General features: G+C 65.7%; 24 protein-coding genes. 8 read left to right on the forward strand and 16 right to left on the reverse strand.

What is annotated here, in order from left to right:
* Positions 1-62: 62 nt before the first annotated feature.
* From rbsK to ACED67_RS04250, 3 genes are all read right to left on the reverse strand, one after another.
* Positions 63-986 carry a ribokinase gene (gene rbsK / locus ACED67_RS04240; RefSeq protein ID WP_395540285.1) on the reverse strand — a complete coding sequence of 308 codons (924 nt, stop codon included), beginning with the start codon at positions 984-986 and terminating at the stop codon, positions 63-65.
* Between the two features lie 14 nt (positions 987-1,000).
* Positions 1,001-1,453, reverse strand: coding sequence for an RbsD/FucU family protein (locus ACED67_RS04245; protein ID WP_395540286.1), 453 nt, complete (start codon positions 1,451-1,453; stop codon positions 1,001-1,003).
* A 75-nt stretch (positions 1,454-1,528) separates the two neighbouring features.
* Positions 1,529-2,584, reverse strand: coding sequence for an ABC transporter ATP-binding protein (locus ACED67_RS04250; RefSeq protein ID WP_395540287.1), 1,056 nt, complete (start codon positions 2,582-2,584; stop codon positions 1,529-1,531).
* 296 nt (positions 2,585-2,880) lie between these two features.
* Here ACED67_RS04250 and ACED67_RS04255 point away from each other — a divergent pair, with 296 nt between their 5' ends.
* Positions 2,881-4,500 carry an extracellular solute-binding protein gene (locus ACED67_RS04255; RefSeq protein WP_395540288.1) on the forward strand — a complete coding sequence of 540 codons (1,620 nt, stop codon included), beginning with the start codon at positions 2,881-2,883 and terminating at the stop codon, positions 4,498-4,500.
* A gap of 48 nt (positions 4,501-4,548) precedes the next feature.
* Here ACED67_RS04255 and ACED67_RS04260 read toward each other — a convergent pair whose 3' ends face one another.
* Complete coding sequence (locus tag ACED67_RS04260; RefSeq protein ID WP_395540289.1) at positions 4,549-5,466, reverse strand: NAD(P)/FAD-dependent oxidoreductase; 918 nt, start codon at positions 5,464-5,466, stop codon at positions 4,549-4,551.
* A gap of 115 nt (positions 5,467-5,581) precedes the next feature.
* Here ACED67_RS04260 and ACED67_RS04265 point away from each other — a divergent pair, with 115 nt between their 5' ends.
* Both ACED67_RS04265 and ACED67_RS04270 read left to right on the forward strand, forming a co-directional pair.
* A complete protein-coding gene (locus ACED67_RS04265) occupies positions 5,582-6,685 on the forward strand; it encodes a carbohydrate ABC transporter permease (RefSeq protein ID WP_395540290.1) in 1,104 nt (367 codons plus the stop codon).
* Positions 6,682-7,611, forward strand: coding sequence for a carbohydrate ABC transporter permease (locus tag ACED67_RS04270; protein WP_395540291.1), 930 nt, complete (start codon positions 6,682-6,684; stop codon positions 7,609-7,611). The genes ACED67_RS04265 and ACED67_RS04270 overlap by 4 nt, the downstream gene beginning before the upstream one ends.
* 73 nt (positions 7,612-7,684) lie before the next feature.
* Here ACED67_RS04270 and ACED67_RS04275 read toward each other — a convergent pair whose 3' ends face one another.
* From ACED67_RS04275 to ACED67_RS04285, 3 genes are all read right to left on the reverse strand, one after another.
* A complete protein-coding gene (locus tag ACED67_RS04275; protein ID WP_395540292.1) occupies positions 7,685-9,154 on the reverse strand; it encodes an FGGY-family carbohydrate kinase in 1,470 nt (489 codons plus the stop codon).
* The gene (locus tag ACED67_RS04280; protein WP_395540293.1) at positions 9,151-10,233 is read right to left on the reverse strand and encodes a M42 family metallopeptidase; all 1,083 of its coding nucleotides are present in this window, start codon (positions 10,231-10,233) and stop codon (positions 9,151-9,153) included. The genes ACED67_RS04275 and ACED67_RS04280 overlap by 4 nt, the downstream gene beginning before the upstream one ends.
* Positions 10,234-10,294: 61 nt before the next feature.
* Positions 10,295-11,104, reverse strand: coding sequence for a BtpA/SgcQ family protein (locus ACED67_RS04285; RefSeq protein WP_395540294.1), 810 nt, complete (start codon positions 11,102-11,104; stop codon positions 10,295-10,297).
* An 89-nt stretch (positions 11,105-11,193) separates the two neighbouring features.
* On the opposite strand from ACED67_RS04285, the gene ACED67_RS04290 reads away from it, so the two are divergent.
* On the forward strand, positions 11,194-12,216 hold the full coding sequence (locus ACED67_RS04290) for an aldo/keto reductase (RefSeq protein WP_395540295.1): 1,023 nt from the start codon (positions 11,194-11,196) through the stop codon (positions 12,214-12,216).
* On the opposite strand, the gene ACED67_RS04295 is transcribed toward ACED67_RS04290, so the two are convergent.
* From ACED67_RS04295 to ACED67_RS04305, 3 genes are read right to left on the reverse strand one after another with little or no spacing between them, the layout of a single operon-like run.
* Positions 12,213-13,091 carry a PfkB family carbohydrate kinase gene (locus tag ACED67_RS04295; protein WP_395540296.1) on the reverse strand — a complete coding sequence of 293 codons (879 nt, stop codon included), beginning with the start codon at positions 13,089-13,091 and terminating at the stop codon, positions 12,213-12,215. The two genes, ACED67_RS04290 and ACED67_RS04295, sit on opposite strands and share 4 nt — an antisense overlap.
* The gene (locus ACED67_RS04300; protein WP_395540297.1) at positions 13,084-14,046 is read right to left on the reverse strand and encodes a sugar phosphate isomerase/epimerase family protein; all 963 of its coding nucleotides are present in this window, start codon (positions 14,044-14,046) and stop codon (positions 13,084-13,086) included. Before ACED67_RS04300 ends, ACED67_RS04295 begins: the two co-directional genes overlap by 8 nt.
* Positions 14,047-14,067: 21 nt before the next feature.
* Positions 14,068-14,787, reverse strand: coding sequence for a GntR family transcriptional regulator (locus ACED67_RS04305; RefSeq protein WP_395540298.1), 720 nt, complete (start codon positions 14,785-14,787; stop codon positions 14,068-14,070).
* Between the two features lie 59 nt (positions 14,788-14,846).
* On the opposite strand from ACED67_RS04305, the gene ACED67_RS04310 reads away from it, so the two are divergent.
* The 3 genes from ACED67_RS04310 to ACED67_RS04320 are packed head-to-tail and all read left to right on the forward strand — an operon-like array spanning position 14,847 to position 17,919.
* Positions 14,847-16,358 (forward strand): UxaA family hydrolase, encoded by a 1,512-nt coding sequence (locus tag ACED67_RS04310; protein ID WP_395540299.1) that lies wholly within the window; start codon positions 14,847-14,849, stop codon positions 16,356-16,358.
* Positions 16,355-17,131 (forward strand): methyltransferase domain-containing protein, encoded by a 777-nt coding sequence (locus tag ACED67_RS04315; protein WP_395540300.1) that lies wholly within the window; start codon positions 16,355-16,357, stop codon positions 17,129-17,131. Before ACED67_RS04310 ends, ACED67_RS04315 begins: the two co-directional genes overlap by 4 nt.
* Positions 17,128-17,919, forward strand: coding sequence for a hormone-sensitive lipase (locus ACED67_RS04320; RefSeq protein WP_395540301.1), 792 nt, complete (start codon positions 17,128-17,130; stop codon positions 17,917-17,919). Before ACED67_RS04315 ends, ACED67_RS04320 begins: the two co-directional genes overlap by 4 nt.
* Before the next feature lie 64 nt (positions 17,920-17,983).
* Here the strand turns inward: ACED67_RS04320 and ACED67_RS04325 are convergent, their stop codons facing one another.
* The 6 genes from ACED67_RS04325 to ACED67_RS04350 all read right to left on the reverse strand — a co-directional run bounded on the left by ACED67_RS04325 (position 17,984) and on the right by ACED67_RS04350 (position 24,544).
* Positions 17,984-18,868 carry an ABC transporter permease gene (locus ACED67_RS04325; protein WP_395540302.1) on the reverse strand — a complete coding sequence of 295 codons (885 nt, stop codon included), beginning with the start codon at positions 18,866-18,868 and terminating at the stop codon, positions 17,984-17,986.
* A gap of 10 nt (positions 18,869-18,878) precedes the next feature.
* Positions 18,879-19,802 carry an ABC transporter permease gene (locus ACED67_RS04330; protein WP_395540303.1) on the reverse strand — a complete coding sequence of 308 codons (924 nt, stop codon included), beginning with the start codon at positions 19,800-19,802 and terminating at the stop codon, positions 18,879-18,881.
* Positions 19,803-19,806: 4 nt separating this feature from the next.
* Positions 19,807-20,889: an ABC transporter ATP-binding protein gene (locus ACED67_RS04335; RefSeq protein WP_395540304.1), complete on the reverse strand. Its 1,083-nt coding sequence runs from the start codon at positions 20,887-20,889 to the stop codon at positions 19,807-19,809.
* 197 nt (positions 20,890-21,086) lie between these two features.
* Entirely contained in the window at positions 21,087-22,196 is a 1,110-nt protein-coding gene (locus tag ACED67_RS04340) for an extracellular solute-binding protein (protein ID WP_395540305.1), read from the reverse strand.
* Between the two features lie 164 nt (positions 22,197-22,360).
* Complete coding sequence (locus ACED67_RS04345; RefSeq protein WP_395540473.1) at positions 22,361-23,479, reverse strand: extracellular solute-binding protein; 1,119 nt, start codon at positions 23,477-23,479, stop codon at positions 22,361-22,363.
* A gap of 300 nt (positions 23,480-23,779) precedes the next feature.
* Complete coding sequence (locus ACED67_RS04350; protein WP_395540306.1) at positions 23,780-24,544, reverse strand: DeoR/GlpR family DNA-binding transcription regulator; 765 nt, start codon at positions 24,542-24,544, stop codon at positions 23,780-23,782.
* A 267-nt stretch (positions 24,545-24,811) separates the two neighbouring features.
* On the opposite strand from ACED67_RS04350, the gene glpD reads away from it, so the two are divergent.
* Positions 24,812-26,419, forward strand: a complete 1,608-nt coding sequence (gene glpD, locus ACED67_RS04355) for a glycerol-3-phosphate dehydrogenase (protein WP_395540307.1) — start codon at positions 24,812-24,814, stop codon at positions 26,417-26,419.

Below are 26,419 nucleotides of genomic sequence, written 5' to 3' on the forward strand. Positions count from 1 at the left end.
TGCTGCGGTTCTGTAACTCTTGTGTGACAATTCTATAAAAATCGGGCGGCAGCGCGCCGGCGTCACTGCCGCGCCAGAAGCGCGTCGATCTCGGCCCGGGACGGCATCGAGGGCGCGGTGCCGGGCCTGGTGACGCTGATCCCGGCGGTGGCGCAGCCGAAGCGGACCGCCTCCACCACGTCACGGCCTTCCGACAGGGCGACGGCGAAGCCGCCGTTGAAGGCATCGCCCGCGCCCGTGGTTTCCACCACCGGCCCGGCGCTGATCACCGGCACATGGACTGAACGGGTCTTGTCGCGGTACAGCGCACCATTGCTGCCCAGGGTGATGATCACCGCGCCGACGCCGCGCGCCAGAAGCGCATCCGCCGCCGCTTCGGCCTCGGCCAGGGTGGTGACCGGCAGGCCGGTCAGACCCTCGGCCTCGGATTCATTGGGGGTCAGGTAGTCGCACAGCGCCAGGAGCGCATCATCCAGCGCCGCCGCCGGGGCTGGGTTGAGGATCGTCGTCACCCCGGCCGCGCGCGCGATCTTCAGCCCGGCCCGCGCCGCTTCGATCGGCTGTTCCAGCTGGGTGACAAAGACCGAGGCGCCGCGGATCAGATCGGCCCGCTCCTCCAGATCCTGCGCCGAGATCCGCGCGGCAGCGCCGGGCGAGACGATGATGGCATTGTTGCCGGTGGCCTCTTCCAGAAAGATGAAAGCGGCCCCGGTATAGCTTTCGCCATCTTCGCTCACTTCGGGCCGCACCCCCGCCTTTTCCCAGGTCGAACGCGCGATGGCAGCGAAATCGTCCTTGCCCAGACGGGTGATGAAATGGGTCCGCCCCCCCGCCATGGCGGCGGCGACCGACTGGTTCGAGCCCTTGCCACCCGGCCCCAGCACGAAGCTGCGCCCAAGGATGGTCTCGCCCATCTTCGGCATGCGCTCGGCGCGATAGGCGGTGTCGGCGACGAAGATGCCGAGGATCACGATGGGTTTGGTCATGTTGGTCTTTCCTGTCAGGCTTCGGGCGGGATCACGCCCTTGCGGAACATGAAACAGCCGTAGAAGCGACGCTCGCCGGTCTGGATCACCGCATAGGCCTGTCGCGCCATGTCGTAAAAGGCAAATCGCTCGATCGAGACCATCCTGCGCGGCTTGCCCTCGGCGCGGTCGATCGCGGCCTGCACCTCGGCCTGCACCGGCGGCACCTCCTCCGGCGCGCCCACCACTTCCATGCGCCCCGCGAAATCCTCGACGAACGTGTCCAGCGGCAGCACCGAAAGGATGGCCTCCACCGCTTCGGCGCAGGTCAGGTTCTCCATGCGCAGAAGCTTTCTCGTCACCGTGGCCCGCGCCACGGAATCCGAGGGGAAATTGGTATCCGCCACGATCAGCACATCGCCATGGCCCATGGCGCGCAGGCAGGCCAGAACCTCGGCATTCAGCCGGTTGTCTATTCCCTTGAGCATCAGAAACCCCCTCCCTGCCCCTTCATCCTGGTCGAAATCCTGCGGGTCCGGGGGCAGAGCCCCCGGGGTCAGCCCCTAGAGCCGCACTCCCGAACCCTTGTCGAAGAGATGCACCTTGCCCGCTTCCGGCGCCAGGGCAAGCGTGTCGCCGGGGCGGAACGCCACGCGGTCGCGGAACAGCGCGACCACTTCTGCCCCGCCGTCCTCGGGGCGCAGGATGACATGGGTTTCCGAACCCGTGGGCTCAACCACGGCCACTTTGCCCGACAGGCCCGGCCCGACGGCCAGATGTTCGGGGCGGATGCCATAGATCACCTCGCGCCCGGCGGCGAGCTTGACCGCGGGCGGCACCGGCAGCAGGGCACCGCCGGCGACGCGGACGCCCCCTGCCTCAGCCACACCGGGCAGCATGTTCATCGCCGGACTGCCGATAAAGCTGGCGACGAAGGTGTTGGCGGGGCGGTCATAGAGGTCCAAGGGCGCACCGACCTGCTCGATCCTGCCGCCCTGCATGACAACGATCTTGTCGGCCATGGTCATGGCCTCGATCTGGTCATGGGTCACATAAACGGTGGTGGTCTTCAGCCGCTGGTGCAGCTCGCGGATCTCGGCCCGCATCTGCACGCGCAGCTTGGCATCCAGATTCGACAGCGGCTCGTCGAACAGAAACACCTGCGGGTCGCGCACTATGGCGCGGCCCATGGCGACGCGCTGGCGCTGGCCGCCCGACATGGCGCGGGGATAGCGGTCGAGATAGGGCGTCAGGCCCAGGATCTCGGCCGCCCGCGCCACCCGTGCGTCGATCTGGCCCTTGGCCATGCCGCGCATCTTCAGCGGAAAGCCCATATTGGCCGCCACGGTCTTGTGCGGGTAAAGCGCGTAGCTCTGGAACACCATGGCGATGTCGCGTTCCGAGGGCGGCAGGTTGTTCACCCGGCGCGGTCCGATCATCACGTCGCCTGCCGACACTTCCTCAAGCCCGGCGATCATGCGCAGCAGCGTGGATTTCCCGCAGCCCGAAGGCCCGACCAGAACGACGAATTCGCCATCGGCAATGTCGAGATCCAGACCATGAATGACCTGTAGCCCGCCATACATCTTGCGCAGCGCGCGGATCGTCACTTCGGCCATATGATCCCTGCCCCCCATCCCTTGCCCCGACTGTAAGCCAGCGGCGAAAGCCCTGTCCAGCCCGGCTGAACATACTAACATGTTAGATGCTTGACAGATATGCCGCGCCCCTGCGAAGCTGCGTTCAAGGACAGGGGACAGATGGGGAGGGGAGGCCCCGCATGCCGCTGGTTGCCGGGCTTCGGCGCATGGATCGCCGCCCCCCGGCCCCCGCCCTGCCAGACCCAGACACGTCAACCACAACAGACCCGCCAGCCGCATCCGGCCAGGACGGGGGCCAATGGGAGGAAGTTGAAGTGAAAGTCGAACTCTACCGCTATGCCGCAAGCCTGAGCCGCCGCCGCTTCCTGAAAGGCGCGACGGCGCTGGGGGCTTTGGCCGCCGTGCCGCTGTCCGCCAACCGCGCGCTGGCGCAAGACGATATCCGCGCCCAGATCCTGGCCATTCCGGGCGTTGGCGCGGGCAGCCCGACGGATGCCGACTGGCAGAAGGTGGGTGAATTGTGCCTGGCCGCCACCAAGGCGAATGTGGCCGAGGGCGAATTCGCGGGGGTCGAGCTGACCTTCATGGGGCTCAACAACCAGAACCTGCACAACCTGCTGTTCCGCGGCTTCCTGAAGCCGTGGGAGACCTATACCGGCGCAAAGATCAACTGGATCGACCTGGCGCAAGCCGATTACAACGCGCGCCTGCAGCAGTCGATCGCGACCGGCACGGTCGATTTCGACATCATCGAAATGGGCGCGCCTTTCGAGGGCGACACGGCGGGCCGCGGCCTGCTGGACGAGATGCCCGACTGGGTGGCAACACAGATCGACGATACCGACCTTGTGGGCTATCTGCAGCCGCCGGTCGGCACCTGGGATGGCAAGAAATACCGCGTCACCATCGACGGCGACTGCCACACCTTCAGCTATCGCAAGGATTACTTCGGCGAGGGCGCGATCGGCGGGGCCGAGGTGCCGAAGACCTGGCAGCAGGTGAACGAAGTCTCCAAGGCGCTGAAGGGCCAGACCGACCCGCTGACCGGCCTGCCCGCCTATGGCTATCTTGACCCGCTGAAAGGCTGGGGCGGCTTCGGCTTCTACTTCGTGGCCAACCGGGCGACATCCTATGTCAAGATGCCAGACAACCGCGCCTGGCTGTTCGAGCCGGACACGATGAAGCCCATGGTCAACAACCCGGGCTGGGTGCAGGCCTTCCAGGACGTGATGGACCTGATCGCCGCCGGCGTCTACCCGCCCGACCAGATCAATGCCGACCCCGGCACCACCGCCTTCAGCCAGTTCCTGGCCGGCACCGGCTCGATGCTGATGTGGTGGGGCGATGTCGGATCCTCGGCCCGCACCTCGGACACGTCGGTCGTGGGCGATGTGGTCGGCTTCGGCATCAACCCCGGCTCGGACCGGCGCTACAACCACACCGCCGCCGCCTGGGAAGAGACCGCGAACGAGGCACCGCTGATGGCCTATATCGGCTGGGGCGTCTATGTGACCAGCCGCGTCTCGGGCGACGAGAAGAAGCGCAAGGCGGCCTGGTCGGCGGCAGCGCATCTGGGCGGCAAGGACCTGTCGCTGTGGACGGCGGCCTACCCGTCGGGCTTCCAGCCCTATCGCAACAGCCACTTCCAGTACGACGAATGGGAAGCGGCGGGCTATGACCGCGCCTTCATCGAGGATTATCTCGGCTCGAATCTCGACAGCTACAACCACCCCAATGCCGCGATCGAGCCGCGGATTCCGGGCATCTTCCAATATTACTCGGTGGCCGAGGACGAATTGGCCAAGGGCTATGCCGGGCAGTACAAATCGGCACAGGAGACGGCAGATGCCATCGCCGCCGCCTGGGAGAAGATCACCGATCAGATCGGCCGCGACAGCCAGATCAAGCTGTATAAGGCCAGCCTGGGGATGTGACCTCCGATCCCTGGCAGGCCGGAAGGGCGCGTCTCGGCGCGCCCTTTCCTATTGCATCGGTGGCAAGAGGCCCAGCAGCGACTGATGCGCCGCCGCCCCGGCCCGATTGCCTTCGGCCAAGGAAACCGGCGCGCCGTAAAAGGGCCGGGTGATGTCACCCGCGGCGAACAGACCGGGAATGCTGGTGCGTTGCAGCATGTCCACCTTGAGGTGACGGCCGAAGGGGCCCTCGTCCAGCGCAGCGCCAAGTTCCGCCGCGAAAGGTACGGAAAGCTCGGGCCGCGTCGTCAGATACAGAACCGCACGCGGCACGCGCCGCCCGCCTTCCAGAACGACGGCGCGCAGCGCCCCGCCCGGCGCCTCGACCGCGACCACGGGCTCAGGCTCCACTGCGATGCCACGGGCGGCCAGCATCTGCGCCACCTCCGGCGCAAGGTCCTGACCGTTGGCGAAAAGCACCATGTCGGCGGTCAGGTCGGTGACGATCTGGGCAATATGCAGGACGCCCGGATGGGTCAGCAGCACAGCGGTCGGAAGGTCGGCCGCCTCGAATCCATGGCAATAGGGACATTGCAGAACCGAATGGCCCCAGCCTTCGGCCAGTCCCGGCAGGTCGGGCAGGATGTCGCGCATGCCATGGGCCAGGATCACCCGCTTGGCCTGCCACACCCTACCCTCCGCATCGGTCAGGGCAAACGCCCCCTCGCCTCCCGTGATCCCCGTGACTGCAAGATCGACGACCTGCACCGTGGGATAGCGCGCCAGATCGGCCCGTCCCGCCGCTACGATTTCGGCCGGGGCGCGATGGTCCAGCCCGATTACGCCATGGCCGTGGCTTGCAAAGCGGTTGCGGGTCAGACCGGTATCAAAGACCACCGCCCGGCGCCGCGCCCGCCCCAGCATGAGGGCCGCGCTCAGCCCCGCGAAACTGCCGCCCACCACTGCCACATCGCAGCTGTTTTCCATCGTCGCACCCCAATCATACTGTTATAATATATCATTTATGAGCGCGCAGCAGAAAAGGCAAGCGCGCGAAGGATTTCCCTAGATAGGCTGAAGCGCGGTTGCTAACATGTTAGTCATGAGCGAAGGCGACCTTCTCCATGTCGTGACCAACGACAATATTTCCCCAGCCCGGCGGATGCTGGGCCAGGGGTTGATCTGGGGCTCGGCGGCGCTGCTGGCCGGGCTTGGCTGCGCGCAGATGCTCCAGGCCCTGGGCCAGCACGATTTCGGTTTCCAGAACTGGCGGCCCACGCTTTACGCCTACGTCCTGTGGTCGGTTTGCCTCTGCGCCGGTCAGGTGCTGATCCATGGCGAGCGCGGCAAGCGCACGCTCTTCGTGCTGCCCGCGGCGCTGTTCGTGGTCTCGCTGACGGTGTTCCCGCTTCTCTTCGGGCTGATGATCGCCTTTTCCAACTGGAACCTGTCGTCGCCCACGGGCCGCGTCTTCAACGGCACCGACAACCTGGTGCAGATGTGGCACGACCCGTTCTACTGGAACGCCCTTGGCAACATGGTCTGGTATCTGCTGGCGATCCTTGTCGAATATGCCATCGCCTTCGGCCTTGCCCTGCTGCTTGCGGGGCAGATCCGCGCGCGCAAGTTCTTTCGCGTCGCCTTCCTGCTGCCCCTGATGCTCTCGCCCGTCGCGGTGTCCTGGATGATCGGCAAGTCGATGCTGGAACCGCGCTTCGGCCCCCTTGCCCGGCTTGCCCGCGCCCTGGGATGGGAGAATCCGGCCTTTTTCGAGACCGCCTGGATGGCCAAGGCAACGATCATGATCCTCGACGCCTGGACCTTCATCCCCTTCATGATGATCATGCTTCTGGCGGGTTTGCAGGCGATCCCCAAAGAATTGCAGGAAGCGTCGCGCGTGGACGGCGCGACCGGGTGGAAAAGTTTCTGGGAGGTCACCTTCCCGCTGATGCTGCCGGTTTCGATCACCGCCGTGATGATCCGCATCATCTTCAAGCTGAAGCTCGCCGATATCGTGATCAACATCACCAGCGGCGGCCCCGGGGGCGCGACCGATACGGTCACCAGCTTCATCTTCCGGGAATATCGCGAGCGCTCGAATGTCGGTTACGGCACGATGCTGGCCATGGTCTATCTGGTGATCATCGTGATCCTGATGACCGTCTTGATGAAACTTGCCGACCGTTGGATGAGGCCGCGCCTGTGACCGGAACCGACACGACCCAGATCTTCAAGGATGCCGAGGCTGATCGCGGCTATCGGATCAAATGGTGGGCCAGCCGCAGCGCGATTTATGGCGCGCTGATCCTCTGGGCGGTGATCTGCCTCTTCCCGATCTACTGGACCGCCACTACGAGCTTCAAGATGGCGCCGGATGTGATGAAGGGGAACATGGTTCCCTATGTCGATTTCGCGCCGAAATGGAAAGGCTGGGAATCGATCGGCCTGTCGCCCAAGACCATCGGTCAGGAAAGCACGGTGCGGGCCGAGTTCCTCAAGCGGTTCTGGAATTCCGCCATCGTGTCGCTGACCTCCTCGGCGCTGGCCGTGGCTCTGGGCAGCCTTGCCGCCTATGGCCTGTCGCGGTTTTCCTACCGCTTCGGCTTCATGAAGAATTCGGATATCTCCTTCTTCTTCCTCTCGCAGCTGATCCTGCCGCCGGTCGTGCTGGCGCTGCCCTTCTTGGTGCTTTACCGCGAGCTTGCGCTTCATGACACGCGGATCGGGTTGATCCTGCTTTATACGCTGTCGGTCCTGCCCATCGTCATCTGGATCATGAAGGACCAGTTCGCCACCATCCCGACCGAGCTGGAAGAGGCGGCCCTGGTCGACGGCCTGTCGATCTGGGGGGCCTTCCTGACCATCATCCTGCCCATCGCGCTCCCTGGCATGGTCGCGGCCTTCATCCTGTCGCTGGTGCTGACCTGGAACGAATATTTCTTCGCGGCGCTGCTGACCTCGACCCATGCCAATACCTTACCCGTGATGGTCGCCAGCCAGACCGGCAGTCAGGGCATTTCCTGGTGGAGCATGGCGGCGCTGAGTTTCGCCGCGATCCTGCCGCTGATCGTGATCGGCGTGGCGCTGGAGCGCTATATCATCAAGGGCATGGCGGCCGGTGCGGTGAAATAAGTCGGCCCGCGGCCCCCGCGGAAAGGGCGGCGGCCCTGGCGGGTATATTTGCAGCCAAAGTGATGGGGCAGGCCTAAAGCTCGGCGGAGATGTCCCGCGTCTGCGTGTAAAGCCTTTTCCACAAGGGATATTGCCGGTCATAGGCCGGGACCCTTTCCGCCTCGACCCGCCGCGCGACCGGGTTCCAGGTTGCGATATCAGCGGGCCTGGCGGCGCCGATGGCAAGGGCGGCCAGGAAGGCATCGCCGTAGCTGGCCCCGATCGAGCGGGCGCAGAGCTCTTGCGGCAGGGCCGCAAAGTCCGAGGTCGCCTGCAACCACACCGCGTTTTGCACCCCACCACCCACGGCGCGCAGGCGGTCCGGCACGGCGTCAAGCTCTTGGTAGCAGTCCAGGATCTGCGCCGTGCCGGCCGCGATGCCCTCAAGCACGGCGCGATAGAGATCACCGCGCGTATGAGTCAGGTTCAGGCCGAAAAAGGCGCCTTTCGCCGCAGGATCATGCAGCGGCGTGCGCTCGCCCGAAAAATGCGGCAGGCACAGAAGGCCCTTCGCCCCCTTGGGGCTGGTCGCCGCCTCGGCGGCAAGGATGCCGAAATCCGCGCCGGGCGCCAGCGTGTCGCGGAACCAATGGGTCAGGGTGCCGCTTGTCGCCAGCCCCGCCATCGAGCCATGCATGCCCGGAAACAGCCAGGGCGCATACCACAGCCGCGCGTCGCGCAGCGGCCGGTCGGTGACCATGATGGTGAAGATGGTCGAGCCATACATCACCATCATCTCGCCGGGGCTGGCCACGCCGACCGAGACCGCCTCGGCCGCCGCGTCGATCGTGCCGCAGGTGACGGGGATGCCCGCAGGCAGGCCGGTGGCGGCGGCGGCTTCGGCGGTGACGTGGCCCGCGATCTCGGTCGACCACATCAGGCGCGGCAGCCGATCCAGCGGCAGGATATCGACCAGCGCATCGGTCCAGCCCTGCTGTCGTACATCGTAAAGCGGCGCGAAATTGGCGGCGGTGTAGTGGTCGATCACATAGGCGCCGGTCAGCTTCCAGACCAGATAACTTGTCGAAGTCAGCACCATGGCGGTTTTTTCGAAGATCTCGGGCGAAGTGTCCCGCAGCCAGAGGATCTTTGGCCCCACGGCCTGAGAGGTCAGCGCATTGCCGCAGCTTGCGAAGATGCGCGCCTCGCCGATCTCGGCATTCAGCCGCGCAATCTGCGCGATGGCGCGGGTGTCGACACCGTACAAGACACCATTCGTCAAGGGCGCGCCGGTGGCATCGACCGGCAACATGCAGGGACCGATGGCGGAACAGGCGATGGCGGCGATCTCTTCTGCCCTGATGTCAGGAGTGGTAAGCAACGCGTTGGTGATGCTGACGAAATCGCCCCACCAATCTTCCTCTGCCCGGTGTTCCGCCCAGCCGGGCTGCGGCACCAGCATCTTGTGCGGATGGCGGGCCTCGGCGCGGATCGCACCGGTCTCATCGACCAGCACACCCTTGGATTCGAAGGTTCCGATATCAAGGCCAAGGAACAGCGTCATGCGCCACGCTCCAGCTTCAGGTCGGGCCCTATGGCATCCAGCACCGCGCCCAAGAGGACGACAAGTCCTGATATGTCTTCAGGATCAACCACTTCCAGAGCGGAATGCGTGTAGCGCATCGGGAAACCGACATCGAGGCAGGCCACACCCTGCGCGCCCAGGAACTGGACATAGGACAGGTCGGTCAGCGCGCCGGTATGGGCGCTGCGCTGCAAGGGCAGCCCGGCGCCCTGCGCCGCGTCCTCGACCAGCCGGACCAGGGCGGGATGCGGGATCACGCCATTCAGCGTGCCGCGCCCGTGAAAGGAATAGAGCGAGATGCCGGGACCGCCGCCCAGCGTCACCTCGCCGCGCGCCGCCATATCCGGTGTGTCGCAGGCCAGCAGCAGGTCGATCTGCAGGGCGATATCGGGTGCGGCCGCCTGGGCCGCGGGCAGGACGCCGCGCAGGTTGTATTCCTCTTGCACCGACCAGACCAGCGTCAGGGGCGGGCCGGATTTGCCCTGCCGCGCCGCCGCCAGCGCCAGAAGCGCCGCACAGCCCGCCCGGTCATCAACCGAGGTGCCTGCGATACGGCCCTGCGCCAGATCCAGCACGCGGGGGGCGTAGCACACCGGACAACCGATCTGAACTCCGGCGGCCAAGGCCTGGTCACGGCTTGAGAATCCGGCATCGACGTAAAGCTCTGCATAGGGCAGGACGCGGTATTTCTCCTCGGGCGTGGTGGCGTGATGCGACTTGTTGGCGATCACGGCGGGCAGGTCGCCCTGCGCGGTGCACAGAACCACCGCCTGCGCCGCCAGCGCGCGTTCCGGCACGCCGCCCAGCCGCTCCAGCCGGATCAGCCCGTCGGCCTCGATCTTGCGCACCACAAAGCCCAACTGGTCCATATGCGTGAAGATCATCACCCGCGGCAGGGCCGGATCGCCGGGCAGATCGCAGGACAGATTACCCAGCCGGTCCGACCGATGCGCCAGGCCCAGCCGGTCCAGATGGGCAGCGATGGCCGCCGCGACCCGATCTTCATGGCCCGAGAGCCCGGGGATCAACATCAGCTCCTTCAGAATATCGCGGATCATCGGGCGCTTCCCGCAGCTTCCTTCGAAGGAGTTTGCGAATTTCTTCCAATAACCTTGCCCATCACCGCCCCCGCACCGCGCGCACCCGCTCCATGAAATCCTTGGCCCGGTCGGGATCGACCGCCGCCCAGGTATCGCCGCCCACCTTCAGGGCCGAGCCGACGATGCAGCCATCCGCCACGCGCAGCACATCGGCCACGGTCGCGTGCTTCACGCCGGTATTGGCCAGCACCGGCACCTGCGGCAGCGCGGCTTTCACCGCCTCAAGATCGCGCATCTCCGCCGCCTCGCCGGTGATGGCGCCCGAGACCAGAACCGCATCCGGGACCGAGGAAAACACCGCAGACCGTGCCCGGTCCGCCAGAGGACGTGGATCAAGAGATCCCGCGAACTCGGCGGAAACATTGTACAATGTCGCCACACCGGAAATACCCAGCCGCGCCTGATAGCGTCGCGCCGCGCCCGCATCGGGTGCCCAGACGCCCATATCACTGGCATAGGTGCCGGTGAAAATCTCGCGCACGAAAGCGGCGCCCGTCGCCACGGCCAACGCCATGGTCGACATCGGATCCCATAGCACATTCACCCCGAAAGGCACGGTGATCTCGTCGCGTAACCGGCCGATCACCGCCGCCATCGTGGCGGTCGACGCGATATCGACCTTCAGTTCATAGGGCCGGTCATTTTCGTTGCCGAACATCACCGCATCAACGCCTGCCGCTTGAAGGGCACGCAGATCGGCCCTTGCGCCCGCGACGATGCCCTCCACCCCGGCTTTGGCATCATACAGCGGTGTGCCAGGCATCGCGCCAAGATGCACCATGGCAATAACAGGCTTACCCGTCCCGAAAACGGCCTTGAAACGCGACATGTGATCCTCCCTGCTTCGACCACGCTAACGCGAAAGGGATTGGCCGGGAAGGGCTTGCACACTAGCATGTCAGCGACAGGGAGGCCGCGATGCTGGCAACAAGACTATGGGACCGCCATGGCACGGGCGGGCTGCGCTTCACCGAGCTGGGTTTCGGCTCGGCCCCGATCGGCAACCTGTTCCGCGCGGTCTCGGAAAGCGAGGCGCGCGAGACGCTGGATGCTGCCTGGGCGGGCGGCGTGCGGCATTATGATACGGCGCCGCTTTACGGCCTGGGCCTGGCCGAGACGCGGCTGAACCCGTTCCTGCGCGGCAAGAACCGCAGCTCATATGTCCTGTCGTCAAAGGTCGGGCGCATCCTGCATGCGGTGCCGCCGGGCCAGGGTGATGGTGCCGGGAAATGGTTCGAGGTGCCCTCGCGGCGCGAGGAATATGATTACGGCCATGACGCCGTGCTGCGCAGCGTCGAGTTCAGCCTTGAACGGCTGGGGCTGGACCGCATCGACATCCTCTATGCCCATGATCTCGACCTTTTCAACCATGGCACGCCGCAGGCGCTGCAAGCGCGGCTCGACCAGTTCATGGCCGGCGGCTACCGCGCGCTGCTGCGCCTGCGTGACGAAGGCGTGATCGCGGGCTTCGGCGCCGGGATCAACGACTGGCAGCCGGGTCTGTGGCTGCTGGAGCGCGGCGATTTCGATCTTTTCCTGCTGGCCGGACGGTACACGCTGCTGGAACAAGAGAGCCTGCCCTTCATGGCGCTTGCCGCAAGCCGGGGCGTGGGTGTGGTGATCGGCGGGCCCTATAATTCCGGCATATTGGCACGCGGGCCGCATCCGGGGGCGACCTGGAATTACGGCCCGGCGCCGGAATGGGTGCTGGAGCGTGCGGCCCGCTTGCAGGCGCTCTGCACCGCCCATGGCACAAGGCTGATCGACGCCGCCTTCCGCTTTCCCCTGCTGCACCCCGCCGTGGTCAGTGTGATTCCGGGCGGACAAAGCCCGGCTGAGATGGCAGGCAATCTGCGCGCCGCGACGGCAGAGATCCCCGGGGATCTCTGGCGGGCCTTGCGCGACGAGGGGCTGATCGCGCCGGAGGCGCCGATCGGCTAATCCGCCAGTGCCCGCACCCGCGCCTCGGTGATCGTTTCGCGCCCCTCAGGCCCTGCCGCGACATGCAGCGCCGCTGCGGCCTGGCCAAAGCGGCTGGCGGCCTCAAGCCCGACGCCGCGCGCCCATTCCGCCGCCAGCGCGCCCACATACATGTCGCCCGCGCCATGGGTCGAGACGACCCGGGTCGGGAAGGCCGGTTGCACGAAGGACAAGGCCGCCACGCCGTCACCCCCCAGGGTCACGATCACCTCCTTCGGCCCCAGCTTGGCCAAAGCCTGCGCCGCAGCGCGCGGGCTGTGGGTTCCGCCCAGGAGCGCCGCCGCCTCGCCCCGGTTCACCACCAGAAGGTCGCACAGCGCCAGCAGCTCGGGCGACAGCGCACGCGCTGGGGCGGCATTTAGGATCACCCGCGCGCCCGCCCCTGCCGCCCGCCGCGCCAGCGCAAGGTTTGCCCCCTCGGGGATCTCGTTCTGCAAGACCAGCACCGACAGCCCTGCGGGGAACGTCACCTGCGCCGGATCGAAGACCAAATTTGCCGCCGAAACGATCACCGCGCCATACGTCCCCTGCGGGTCAAGGATGGCGACAGACATGCCCGAGGCGCAGGGCACAGCCTGCACCGGCGCGTGATCCACCCCTGCCGCTTGCAGGGTCGCGCGCAGCACGGACGCGGCAGCATCCATGCCCACCGCACCCGCCATGATGACCCGCGCGCCCATCCGGGCCGCCGCCACCGCCTGATTGCCGCCCTTGCCGCCGAAAGCCTGCGTCACGCTGCTGCCCGTCACCGTCTCGTCCGGCGCGGGCAGATGCGGCGCCGCGACGATCGTATCCAGATGCAGCGAGCCCGCGACAAGGACGACCGGCCTAGCCATAGAGCGTCCCCGTGACGATCCGGCTGACCGCCGCCGCATCCTGCCGGGCCTGCGCCTCGGCCAGAGCGGCATCTTGGGCCAATCGCGCCGCCACCGCGCGCAGCCTCTCGGTCAGGCGGATGTTCTCGCGCGCCTCGTCCACTGGGTTCAGGCCGGAATGGTCGGGGAAAGTGTCGAAATAGATCACCCCGTCATAGCCGCCGCGCATCAGCGCCACGAAAAGCTCGACCGTCTGCACCGGATGCACCGCGCCCGCCATCAACCCGTCATCGCGCTTGCCATAGCCATCATTAAGATGGACCCCCAGGATGCGGCTGTGACGCAGCGCCATTTCGGCCGCCTGCGCGGGCATCTCTCCGGCATAAAGCACATGGGCGAAGTCCAGCGTCACCCCCAGATTGCGCCGGTCCAGATCGCGCAGCGCCAGAAGCGTGCTGGCCATATCGGGCATCAGAGCGAAGGCGCGCGGCTCGTTGGGCTTGTATTCGATTGCGATGTCCATCGCGGGCAGGTGGTCGGCCAGTTCGGCCAGGGCCGTCAGCGTCAGATCCCAGAGCCGGGCGTAGTCGACCTGAAATGCGTAGTCGAACCCGTCCTGCCCCATCCACAGCGTCATCACCTGCCCGCCCATCGCGGCACAGGCGTCGATGCCCTGTTTGGTCTGGTCGATGGCGGCGCGGCGCACCCTTGCCTCGGGATGGGTGAAGGCCCCCAGCCGGAAGCCGGGATCAGTGTAATAGCGCATGGCCAGCCCGTTCAGCGCCATGCCCTGATCGGCCAGCAGCCGCGACAGGCTTTCCGGGCTTTGCCCGTCGAAATGGTCGGGATAATTCAGGTCGGCCGCATCCAGCCCGCCCACCTGCCCCGCCGCCGCCAGCATCTGCGCAATCCCGCCGCCCCGCGTCTTGAAGGCGTTCAGCCTGGTGGCATAGCGGGGGCGGTTGAGCAATGTCATGGCAGGATCATCCCCAGCTGGTCATTTCCCCGGACGGAAAAGATCGGGCCGGTCGCGCTCCAGCGGTTCCAGATAGCGCAGAAGCTGCGACAGATGCAGCTTCACCGCCGCCCGCGCCGCCGCCGGATCGCGCGATTCCAGGGCTGCAAGGATCGCCCGATGCTCCTCCAGCGTCGCCTCGACCCGGCCGGGCACCGGCAGGATCAGCTGCCGCGCCCGGTTCACATGCAGCCAGGCAGTTTCCGACACCTGCGCCAGCTTGCGAAAGCCGGTGAAGGACAAAAGCAGCTCGTGCATCGCCGCATCAGACTGATAGAAGCCGGGGATATCGCCATCCCGAACCAAGGCCGCCTGGACCGTCAGATTGCGGCGCAGAAGCTGCAACTGCTCTTCCGTCACGGTGTCCGCCACCCGTTCGATCGCGGCCAGCTCGATCGCCTCGCGCAGAAAGACGCCCTCGCGGATCTCCTCCATCGAGAACCGCGCGACGAAAGTGCCCGCCTGCGGCACCACATCCACCAGCCCCTCGGCCGCCAGCCGCGCCACTGCATCCGAAACCGGGCTGCGGCTGACGCCCAGAGCCTCGCAGATCTCGGGCTTGCGCAGGATTTCTCCGGGTCCATAGACCAAGGACAGGATCGCCTGGCGGAGGCATTGATAGACCCGTTGCCCCAAAGAGCCGACAAACCTGTCCAGCGGCATCAGGGCGCGCTGCGGTTCCACTTGAGAAGCGGGAGACATCGGCTGTAACATGCTAACATGTTAGGCGAACGCAGTCGCCTGTCAAGAAAGGGGACAAGATGGCCGAGGGGATCATCCGGCTCAACGCCGCGGATAATGTGGTCATAGCACTTTCCGATCTTGCGGCGGGCAGCCGGCCAGCCGGGCTGGATGGCCCTTTGGTGCAGCCCATACCAAGGGGGCACAAGATTGCAACCCATGCACTGGCCAAGGGCGAGAATGTCATCCGCTATGGCCAGATCATCGGCCAGGCGACGGCGGAAATCCCGGCCTTCGCCCATATTCACAGCCACAATCTGGGCATGGCGCCGCATAGCGACGATTATGCCATCGGCGCCGATCTGCGCCCGGTCACGCCGCTGCCGCCGCGCATCTTCCAGGGCTATCATCGTGCCGACGGCACGGTCGGCACCCGCAACTATCTGGGCATCCTCACCTCGGTGAACTGCTCCGGCTCGGTCGCGCGCTTCATCGCCGAGGCGGCCGAGCGCGACCCCTATCTGTCCGCCCTGCCCGGACTGGATGGCATCGTCCCCATCGTCCACCAGACCGGCTGTGGCATGTCCGGCTCGAACGAGGGCTACCAGACCCTGATGCGCACGTTGAAGGGCTATGCCCGTAACCCGAATTTCGGCGGCATTCTTCTGGTCGGCCTGGGATGCGAGGTCATGCAGGTGCCAGACCTTGTCGGTCAGGGCCGCCTGCGCCCTGATGGCAATTTCCGCTACATGACGATCCAGGGCGAAGGCGGCACGCGGGCCACCATCGACCGCGCGCTTGGCGTCTTGCGCGAAATGGCGCAGGTCGCGGCCCGGGCGCGGCGGGCGCCCGTCCCGGTCTCGCATCTCATGATCGGCATGCAATGCGGCGGCTCTGACGGTTATTCCGGCATCACGGCGAACCCCGCCCTCGGCCATGCCTCGGACCTGCTGGTCGCGATGGGTGGCACGACGATCCTGTCGGAAACCCCGGAAATCTACGGCGCCGAACATCTGCTGACCCGCCGCGCGGTCAGCCGCGAGGTGGGCGAAAAGCTGCTGGACCGGATCCGGTGGTGGGAGGATTACACCACCCGCAACGAGGGCGAGATGGACAACAATCCCAGCCCCGGCAACAAGCGCGGCGGGCTGACGACGATCCTTGAGAAATCCCTGGGCGCGGTCGCCAAGGGCGGCACGGCGCCGCTGTCCGGCGTCTACAAATTCGCCGAACCGATCACCACGCCCGGCTTCACCTATATGGACAGCCCCGGCTACGACCCCTGCTCGGTCACCGGCCAGATCGCCAGTGGCGCGACGATGATCGTCTTCACCACCGGGCGCGGCTCGGTTTCCGGCTACAAGCCCAGCCCCTGCATCAAGCTTGCCACCAATTCCGAGATGTATGGCCGCATGAAAGAGGACATGGATATCAATTGCGGCGATATCCTTGACGGCACCAGCATCGAGGAAAAGGGCCGCGAGATCCTTGAGAAAATCATTGCGGTCGCCTCGGGCGAGCGGACATTGTCGGAACAGCTCGGCTTTGGCGGGGCGGAATTCGTGCCCTGGCAGATCGGAGCCGTGATGTGAGCGCATCGGAAGACCATTACCCGCCCCGGATGATCGCCATGCTCGAGGCGGTCTGGGGGATTGGCTTCCTGTCGCCCGGCGGCAAGGCCGAGGTGGCCCGCGTGCTGGAAGGCCATGACCTGCGCGGCAAATCGGTGCTGGATATCGGCTGTGGCGCGGGCGGCATAGATCTGGCGCTGGTGCAGGATCATGGCGCAGGCTTCGTCACCGGGCTGGATGTGGAAGACCCGGTCCTGTCGCGCGCCCGGGCGCTGGTGCAGGCTGCCGGGCTGACCGCACGGATCGGTCTGGTGAAAGCCGCGCCCGGTCCGCTGCCCTTTCCGCCCGGAACCTTCGATGTGGTCTTTTCCAAAGATTCCATCGTCCATATCCCCGACAAGCACGCCCTGATGGCCGAGGTCGCCCGGGTGCTGAAGCCCGGTGGCTGGTTGCTGGCCTCGGATTGGCTGATCGGCACGGAAGAGATTTCGCCCCAGATGGCCGCCTATATCGCCGCCGAGGGGCTGGATTTCGGCATGGCGACGCCCGCCCGCTACCGGCAGGCCTTCGAGGCCAATGGCTTCACCGACATCACGATCACCTCGCGCAATGCCTGGTATCGCGACGAGGCGCGGCGCGAGGTCGCGCGGATGCAGGGCGCGACGGGGGCCGAGGCGGCAAAGATCGTCGGGCCGGATTTCGTCGCCCAGAATATCGCGATCTGGCAGCGGATGATCCCGGTTCTCGACACGGGCGAACATTGCCCCACCCATCTCGCAGCGCGCAAACCATGATCCCCTATGCCTGGCCCGATGCCGACCGCGACTATGCGAACGGCGCCTTCATCTCCGGCGCCGAAGCGGTTCCGCTCCGCTGGCAGTCCGAAGCCGCCGCGTTCCGCGCCGCCCTTGGCCGGCGCGCGCGGCTCGACCTGCCCTATGGCCCGGCCCCGCGCCAGAGGCTCGACCTATTCGTGCCGGAGGGCACATCGCAGGGCACGCTGGTCTTTGTCCATGGCGGCTATTGGATGGCCTTCGCGCCGGCCGATTTCTCGCATCTCGCCGCCGGTGCGCTGGCGCGCGGCTGGGCCGTCGCCCTGCCCGGCTATACTTTGGCCCCCGCGGCCCGCATCGCGGACATGACGCAGGAGATCGCCAGGGCCATCCGCCATGTCGCGACGCTGTCGCCCGGCCCGATCCATGTCACCGGGCACAGCGCGGGCGGGCACCTTGCCGCCCGGATGGGCTGCGCCGATTTAGATCTGCCCGTCGCCCGCGTCGTGCCGATCTCGCCCCTGTCCGAGCTTGGGCCGCTGATCGCCACCCGGATGAACGAGACCCTGCGGATCGATGCGCAGGAGGCGGCCAGCGAAAGCCCTGCCCGCCTGACCCTGCGCCCTGGCACCAGCGCCCATGTCTGGGTCGGCGCGCAGGAAAGGCCTGCCTTTCTCTGGCAGGCCCGCACGCTGTCGGAAGAATGGTCCTGCCCCTGGACCGCCGCGCCGGACCGGCACCATTTCGACGTGATCGACGCGCTGGCCGATCCCGGTTCAGACCTGGTCAGCACGCTCCTCGCGCGCTGACCCCTTCGTCTTGGTCGAAAGTCTCCACGGAGGCCCGGGGGTGTGCCCCCGGGCGCTCGCGCGATCACGCCGCCCCGGTGATCTCGGCCATGGCTTCGGCCCGCCGCGCCTCGGCCTCACGCGCCGCCTCGATCCGGGCGCGCCTGCGCCGTGCGATTTCGTACCAGACCGCCAGCACCAGTGTGATGCAGATCAGCAGGAAGGCCAGCGCGTTGATCGTGGGGGTGATCCCCGCCCGCACTTTCGAGAAGACATAGACGGTCAGCGTGTCCTTGCCGCCGCGGGTGAACTGGGTGACGTTGAAATTCTCGATCGACTGGAAGAAGGCCACCGCCGCCCCGGCCCCGATCGCCGGGTAAAGATGCGGCAGCAGGATGCGGCGCATCACCTGGGCATGGCTCGCGCCAAGATCCAGCGCCGCCTCTTCCAACCCGCCATCGAAACTTTGCAGCCGCGCCAGAACCAGCAGCATCACCATGGCGGCGATATAGCTGACCTGGCCCAGCACGCTCAGATGCAGGCCTGGTATGAAGGGGAACATCCTGTCATCCGCCCCGAAGATCAGCCCGCCCAGTTTGGTCCACATCAAGAGCGTCGAGATGCCGATCACCACGCCCGGGATCAGGATGGTCGAGATCATCATGCCATACAGCGCCGTGCGCAGCCGCCCCGAGATCGAGTTGATCAGGATGGCTGAAGCGGTGCCGACGATCACCGACAGGACCGCGACGGCCACAGCCACGACCAGCGTGTTGCCAAAGGCGATCAGCATCCGCTCATCGGCCCAAAGCTCGGCAAACCAGCGCCAGGTGAAGCCGCGCCAGGGCACGATCGAGGGCAGCTTGCTGTCATTGAACGCCGCCCCCGACATCACCGCCAGCGGCGCCAGCAGGTAGATCAGGAAGAGGAAGGTATAAAGATGGGCAAGCCCCAATCTGAACTTGTGCATGTGCCCGCCCCTATTTCGCGATGTCCGACAGCTTCACCTTGAAGACCCACATGGCCAGCGAGACGAAGACGGTGCAGAGGATGAGGAGAAGCAGCGCATAGGCCGAGGCGGTGTTCCAGTCCAGCGCGTCCTTGAACCACTGGTCGATGGTCTGGGTGAACCATTGCGACGTGGTGGACCCCAGGATCGAGGGCACCAGAAGCGAACCGGCCGACAGCATGAACACCATGACCGATCCGCTGGCGATGCCGGGCTTGGCATGGGGCATCACGATCTTGAGGTGGATCTTCCACCAGGGTGCGCCCAGGTCTTCCGCCGCCTCGATCTGGTTGGTGTCCAAGGACTGGATCGCGTTGTAGATCGGGAACAGCATGAACAGGACATAGGTATAGACCAGGCCGATGATCACGCCATTATAGTCGACGATCCAGCGCACCGGCTTGTCGATCACGCCCATGAACAGGAACAGCGAGTTCAACGGCCCCTTCAGCGCCAGGATGATCCACCAGGCAAAGGCGCGCAGCACTTCGGACACCCAGAGCGGGATGAACAGAAGCAGCAGAAGCGTCGGCAGGGTCTTGGGGTTGACGATCTTGGCCATGTAATAGGCCAGCGGATAGGCCAGGCAGAAGCACAGCACCGTCACCAGGATTGAGTACAGGATCGTCAGCGAGAAGGTCAGCACATGGACCGGAATGTTGAAGGTGAAGCCCAGAAGCGTCACCTGCGTGTCTCCGTTGAAGACCTTCAGGAAGTTGTTGAAGGAATAGACATCCTTCGGCCCGCCGATCTCGGTCACCGGCAGATAGGGCCGGAAGCTTTGTTCGAACAGCGTGATGTTGGGAACGATCACCAGCATCAACAGCCAGAAGGCGACGAGGAGGCAGATCGTCAGCGTCAGCCCCATGCCATAGCGGCGCAGCATGTCCTGCATGGCGTCAGCCCCGCACGTTGGCGTCGGGCAAAAGCGCCGCCCGTTCCGCCGCGAAACCCGCGTGAAGCTGCGTACCGATCTGCGGCACCGTCGCGGCGCCATCATTGCGGATCTCGGCCACCACGCTCTTGCCGGTCTCGGTCTCGCTCAGGACCGAGATGAAGGCCCCTTCAAAGGACACTTCGGTCACCGTCACCGGCACCGAGTTCTCGGTCCCCGGCGCGGTCGTCAGCACGGTGTGTTCGGGACGGACATAAAGCTTCACCGGCTTGCCCACCGCCTCGGGGGCGATGCGGGCGCGGAAGCGGCCCTCGGGCGTGTCGAAGCCGGCAAAGCCATCGGCCACCGGGCCGGGCGTGCCCTCGAATATGTTGTTCTCGCCCACGAAGCTCGCGACGAAGCCGTTGACCGGATTGTTGTAGATCTCGCGCGGGTCGGCGATCTGCTGGATGCGGCCTTGGGACATGACGCCCACCCGGTCCGACATGGCCAGCGCCTCGCCCTGGTCATGGGTGATGTAGATGAAGGTCACGCCGGTCCGCTTCTGGATGGCGCGCAATTCCGCCCGCATATGCTGGCGCAGCTTGAGATCAAGCGCCGACAGCGGCTCGTCCAGCAGCATCACGCTCGGCTCCACCGCCAGGGCGCGGGCGATGGCGACGCGCTGCTTCTGGCCGCCGGACAACTGGCTGACCATCTTGTCGGCAGCCCCGGGCAGATCGACCAGCCGCAGCAGTTCCTCGGCCTTGGCCCGCCGCGCCGCCTTGTCGACGCCGCGCACCTCAAGCCCGAACGAGATGTTCTCCCAGATCGGCATCAGCGGGAACAGCGCCAGGTTCTGGAAGATCAGCGCGGTGGGGCGCTGGTTCGGGCGTTTGCCCTTCACATCCTGCCCACCGATTCGGATTACCCCGCCCGTCGGCTCGATAAAGCCCGAGATCATGCGCAGGATCGTGGTTTTGCCGCAGCCCGACGGGCCAAGGAAGGAAAAGAATTCGCCCGGCTTGATGGCGACATTCGCATTGTCCACGGCCCGGAAGGTTCCGAAATCGCAGCAGACATTATCGAGTTCAATTGCGGCGCTCATCGCGCGGTGTCTCCCCGTCGTCTGGTCATGATTGACGCTTTTTTTGGCAGGCTATGCCGAGTGTTCCGGCGACCGCAATGGCTTTCACGGCACTTGTCCACTCGGGGCCGACGTGACTGCCCAGAATAAGGGCACGCCGGGCCAAAGGCCCGGCGCTTTCTCAACCTCAGGGCGCAAGGCGCCTCTCGGGTTGCCGCTTAGGCTGCCTTGTACTTGTCGGCATATTCGCCGCGCTTGGCGACGAATTCAGCGGTCTGCTCAGGCCACCACCACAGCGATTTCAGCGCGGTCTCGTCGAAGGTGCCAGCGTAATAGGCCGCGATATCGGCATCCATCAATTCAGGCGCGCCCTTGGCGACCGGGTTCGCCTTGAAAGCGGTCGCCCAGTCGGCCGCCGCCTGGGGCGTGGCGACGAACTTGGCCAGTTCGGCGGCCGCATCGGCGTTCTTGGCGTTCTTCAGGACCGAGAAGCCCTGATTCCAGGCGAAGGCGCCTTCGACCGGGGCGATGTATTTGAAGCCGTCATTGCGGACGTTGAAGCCGGTCGAATCCCAGCACAGGCCGATGGTGCCGCCATTGGCCTGGAAGCCCGCGACCGCCTCGTTCTCGCCCGACCACCACTGGATCACGTTGCCCTTGGCCTTGATCGCCTCGGCCAGCGCGATGTCCCACAGCTCGGTCATCACCGCCATGTCCTTGTAGCCTTCGCGCCAGGGCTTCGGCAGCTTTCCGGTGGCCTCAAGCCAGCGGCCCATCGCGGCCAGGGTCGAATGCGGACGCAGCACGGCCTGGTTGTCGGCGCTGAACAGATCGCCCAGCGAGGCGGGCGAGGACAGCTTGGCATCGGCTTCCGACGCGACCAAGGCTTCGGTGCCCCAGACCGAGGGAACGATCATCAGGGCGCCATCCAGGCGCGACATCTCGCCTGCTTCGCCGTCGGCCAGGCCCGGCAGATAGGCGGCGAGATCCAGCTTCGATTCATCCCAGGCTTGCAGCAGGCCATTGGCATTGTAGCTGCCCCAGCGGTCGATCGTGGTCTCGATCATGTCGATGCCGCCGGTCTCCATGGCGATCTTCGATTCGGCATACATGGTCTCGTGATCGGGAACTTCCTTGAAGTTCACCTTGATGCCGGTCGCGGCGGTGAAGGCCGGCAGGATCTTCTCGACCAGTTCGGGATATCCGGCCCAGCCGATGAAATTCAGTTCGCCCGAAGAGGCAAGCGCCGCGCGCGAGACGATCGCGGGGGCGGCAAGCAGCGTGGCAGAGCCCGCCAGAAAGCGGCGGCGATTCAGGGTGGTCATCATTTCGGTTTCTCCTTCCAGGCGCGAGGGGCGCGCGTGCCGCGCCCTTCTGCCAAGCCTGTGTAACCGGCATGTGTCGGGGAAGTGAACAAAAAACAGGCGGCGGGAGAATCCCGCCGCCCTTTCGCGCACCGGGGCGGACCCCGGGCGCCATTCCCTGCACCGGATCAGGCCGCCTTGTACTTGTCGGCGTATTCGGTGCGCTTGGCGATGAAATCGGCCGACTGTTCCGGCCACCACCACAGCTTCGCCAGCGCCTCGTCATTGAAGGTGCCGTTGTAATATTCCGAAACCGCCGGGTCCATGAACTCGCCCGAGCCCTTGCCGACCGGGTTGGCCGAGAAGGCGGTCGCCCACATGGCAGACCCTTCGCCGGTCGAGATCCACTTGGCGAATTCATGCGCCTGGTCGACGTTCTTGGCGTTCTTCATCAGGACAAAGCCCTGGTGCCAGGCGAAGGCGCCCTCGACCGGAGCGATGTACTTGTAGCCGTCCTGGCGCAGGTTGTAGCCGGTCGAATCCCAGCACAGGCCCACGGTCGCGCCATTGGCGGTGAAGCCGGCATTGGCCTCGTTCTCGCCCGACCACCACTGCACCACATTGCCCTTGGCCTTGATCGCCTCGGCCAGCGCGATGTCCCACAGCTCGGTCATCGCGGCCATGTCGGAATAGCCATCCATCCACGGGCGCGGCAGCTTGCCGGTCGCGTCCAGCCAGCGGCCCATCGCGGCCAGCGCCGAATGCGGCCGCAACACGGCCTGGTTGTCGGGGCTGAACAGATCGCCCAGCGAGGGCGGCGAGGACAGCTTGGCATCTGCCTCGTTGACCACAAGGGATTCGGTGCCCCAGACCGAGGGGATATACATCAGCTTGTCGCCATCGCGCGACCGCTCGCCCGCCGAGCCGTCGGCCAGACCGGGCAGATAATTGTCCATGGCCAGCTTGGCCGGATCCCACGGGCCGAGAAGCCCGTTCGAGTTCCAGCCACCCCAACGGTCGATCGTCGGCTCGATCATGTCGATGCCGCCCGCTTCCAGGGCGACCTTGGCCGCGCCGAACATCGTGTCCTGATCGGGCAGTTCCGAGAAGTTCATCTTGATGCCGGTGGCGGCCTCGAAGGCCGGAAACACCTTTTCGGCGAACAGCGGATAGCCCGCCCAGCCGGTGAAGTTCAGCTCGCCCGAGGACGCAAGCGCCTTGGACGAGATGATCGCAGGCGCGGCCAAAATGCCGGCACCGGCCGCCGAAGCCTTGAGGAAGCGGCGGCGGTTGAGATTGGAAGTCATGGTCAAGGTCGTTCTCCCTGGTTGACACATGTCGGCGTCCATTGGGACGCGCAGGTCTGTCATGGCGGGTGGATCCCGCCTGTTATGCGTTTTTTGGCTTGCCCCGTCTCCGGTCCACAGGACGGAGACCAGCCCCGCCATGCAGCCCCCGGAGGCGGGCGCCTGCGGCGTCAGATTGAGACGGCGCCCCCCGACCTGTCAATTGATCCCGCATGGCCCAGACCGCCCGGATGCAACAATTCCGCGCGACTTTGCGCGCATCGGTCGGAGGATGCGGGTCAAGAACAACCCAGGGGAGAATCACGCCCCGGCAATATGCACCTCAGTGCCCCATTCCGCACATTTCCGCGCCAGATCGGGCTGAAGCGCGCGGTCGGTGAAGACGGCCGTGATCTCCGACAACGAGGCAAGGCGCGCCGGGGCCGAGCGGTCGAACTTGGAATGGTCGGTGACCAGGAAACTCTTGCGCGCCCGGCCAAGGATCGCTTTCGAAACCCGCACTTCCGCCAGATCGAAGTCCAGAAGATCGCCATCCGCGTCGATCGCCGAAGTGCCGATCACGGCGATATCGACCTTGAACTGCGCGAAGAACTGCGTCGTCAGCTCGCCCACCAGCCCGCCATCCTGCCGGCGCAGCGCACCGCCCGCCACCACGACCTCGCAGGCCGGATTGGCCACCAGGATATTGGCGACATTCATGTTGTTGGTGATGACGGTGATGTTCTGGTGATTCAACAGTGCCCGCGCCACCGCCTCGGTCGTGGTGCCGATGTTGAGGATCAGGCTGGAATTGTCGGGGATCGCCGCCGCACAGGCGCGCGCAATGGCGGCTTTTGCATCCTCGTTCATCCGGCGGCGGCTTTCCCACGCGATATTGGCCACGCCCATCCGCGCCACCGCCCCGCCATGGACGCGGTCGAGATGCCCCGCTTCGGACAATTCGGCCAGATCGCGGCGGATCGTCTGCAAGGTCACATCGAAGCGCTGGGCCAGATCTTCCACGATCACCCTGCCCTCGCTGCGTGCGATTTCGAGAATCTCGCCCTGCCGGAAACTCAGCGCCATTGCACCCTCGTCGTCGCGTATTCCCGCGTTTTCGCACCTTTCGCGCCTTCTGTCACCCGTGCCGTGCGGCATTCACAGCTTCGTTTTCGCGCGGATTTTCGCTGCGCGCGCGAAGACATCGCCAACAACCCTTTGATTGCACGGCTGACACCAGTTTCTGCGCGCGCAAAGTTTCGCTTGACTGGTAAAACGAAAAAAAACGAAAATGAACCTGTTGACAGCGCGGCCCGCGATGCCGCAGCCTTGGCCATGAACAGGAGACCCGACGTGCCAGCCAGCGACAGACCGGAAACGGTCGATCTCTTCATCATCGGCGGAGGCATCAACGGCTGCGGCATCGCCCGCGACGCCGCCGGACGCGGGCTTTCCGTGACGCTGGCCGAGCAGGGCGATCTGGCACAGGGCACCTCCTCCGCCTCGACCAAGCTGTTCCACGGCGGGCTGCGCTATCTGGAATATTTCGAGTTCCGCCTTGTCCGCGAGGCGCTGGAGGAACGCGAGACGCTTCTCGCCGCCATGCCGCATATCTCCTGGCCGATGCGCTTTGTCCTGCCGCTTTCGCCCGAGATGCGCTTTGACACCGACACGCCCACGGCCCGACTTCTGGGTTGGACCATGCCCTGGCTGCGCGGGCGCCGCCCCGACTGGCTGATCCGGCTGGGCCTTTTCCTTTACGACACGATGGGCGGGCGAAAGATCCTGCCCGCCACCCGCACGCTCGACCTGAAACGCGATCCCGCGGGCGGCCCGCTGCAACCGCGTTTCGCGAAAGCCTATGAATATTCCGATTGCTGGGTGCAGGATTCGCGCCTTGTCGTTCTGAATGCCCGTGATGCCGCCCGGCGCGGCGCGCAGATCCTGACCCGCACTCGCGTGACCGAGGCTCGGCGCGACGGCGCGCTGTGGAAGATCACCACGCGTGGCCCCGACGGCCCGCAGACGCACAGTGCCCGCGCTCTGGTCAATGCCGGCGGGCCCTGGGTCGAGGATGTGATCCGCAACGTCGCCCGCATCAACTCGACCGAGGGCGTGCGGCTGGTGCGCGGCAGCCATATCGTGACGAAGAAGCTCTACGATCACGACCGCTGCTATTTCTTCCAGGGCTCGGACGGCCGGATCATCTTCGCCATCCCCTATGAGCAGGACTTCACCCTGATCGGCACCACCGACAAGGACCATCACGGCGCCCCGTCCGAGGCGCGCTGCACCGATGAGGAACGCGACTATCTCTGCCGCTTCGCCAGCGAGTATTTCGTCCGGCCCGTCACCCCGGCCGATGTGGTCTGGACCTATTCCGGGGTGCGCCCGCTCTATAATGACGGGGCGAAATCGGCCACGGCGGCGACGCGCGACTATGTGCTGTCGCTGGATTCGCCCCAATCCGGGGCGGCCGCACCGCTCTTGAATGTTTTCGGCGGAAAGATCACCACCTACCGCCGCCTCGCCGAAAGCGCGCTGTCGAAACTTGGCCCGCATTTCCCCGGTCTGAAACCCGCCTGGACCGCGCGCGCTGCCCTGCCGGGTGGCGATTTCCCAACCGATGGCGTGGCCGCGCTGATCGAGGCGCTTCTGGTGAAATATCCCTTCCTAACAAAGCCTTGGGCCACGCGCCTGATCCGCGCCTATGGCGGCGAGGCGGTACAGGTTCTGGGCGATGCCAAATCGCTTCAGGACCTTGGCCGCGATTTCGGCGGCACGCTGACCGAGGCGGAGGTGCGCTGGCTTGTGGCGCAGGAATGGGCGCAAAGCGCCGAGGATATCGTCTGGCGCCGGACCCGGCTGGGCCTGCACCTGAGCGCTGAACAGATCGAAGCGTTGCAGGCCCATCTGGCCGCAGCACACCCGGCCCGCGCCCCCGAACGCGCCGCCGGATAA

It is taken from the genome of Neotabrizicola paludis, from assembly GCF_044142105.1.
Lineage (GTDB): Bacteria > Pseudomonadota > Alphaproteobacteria > Rhodobacterales > Rhodobacteraceae > Pseudogemmobacter.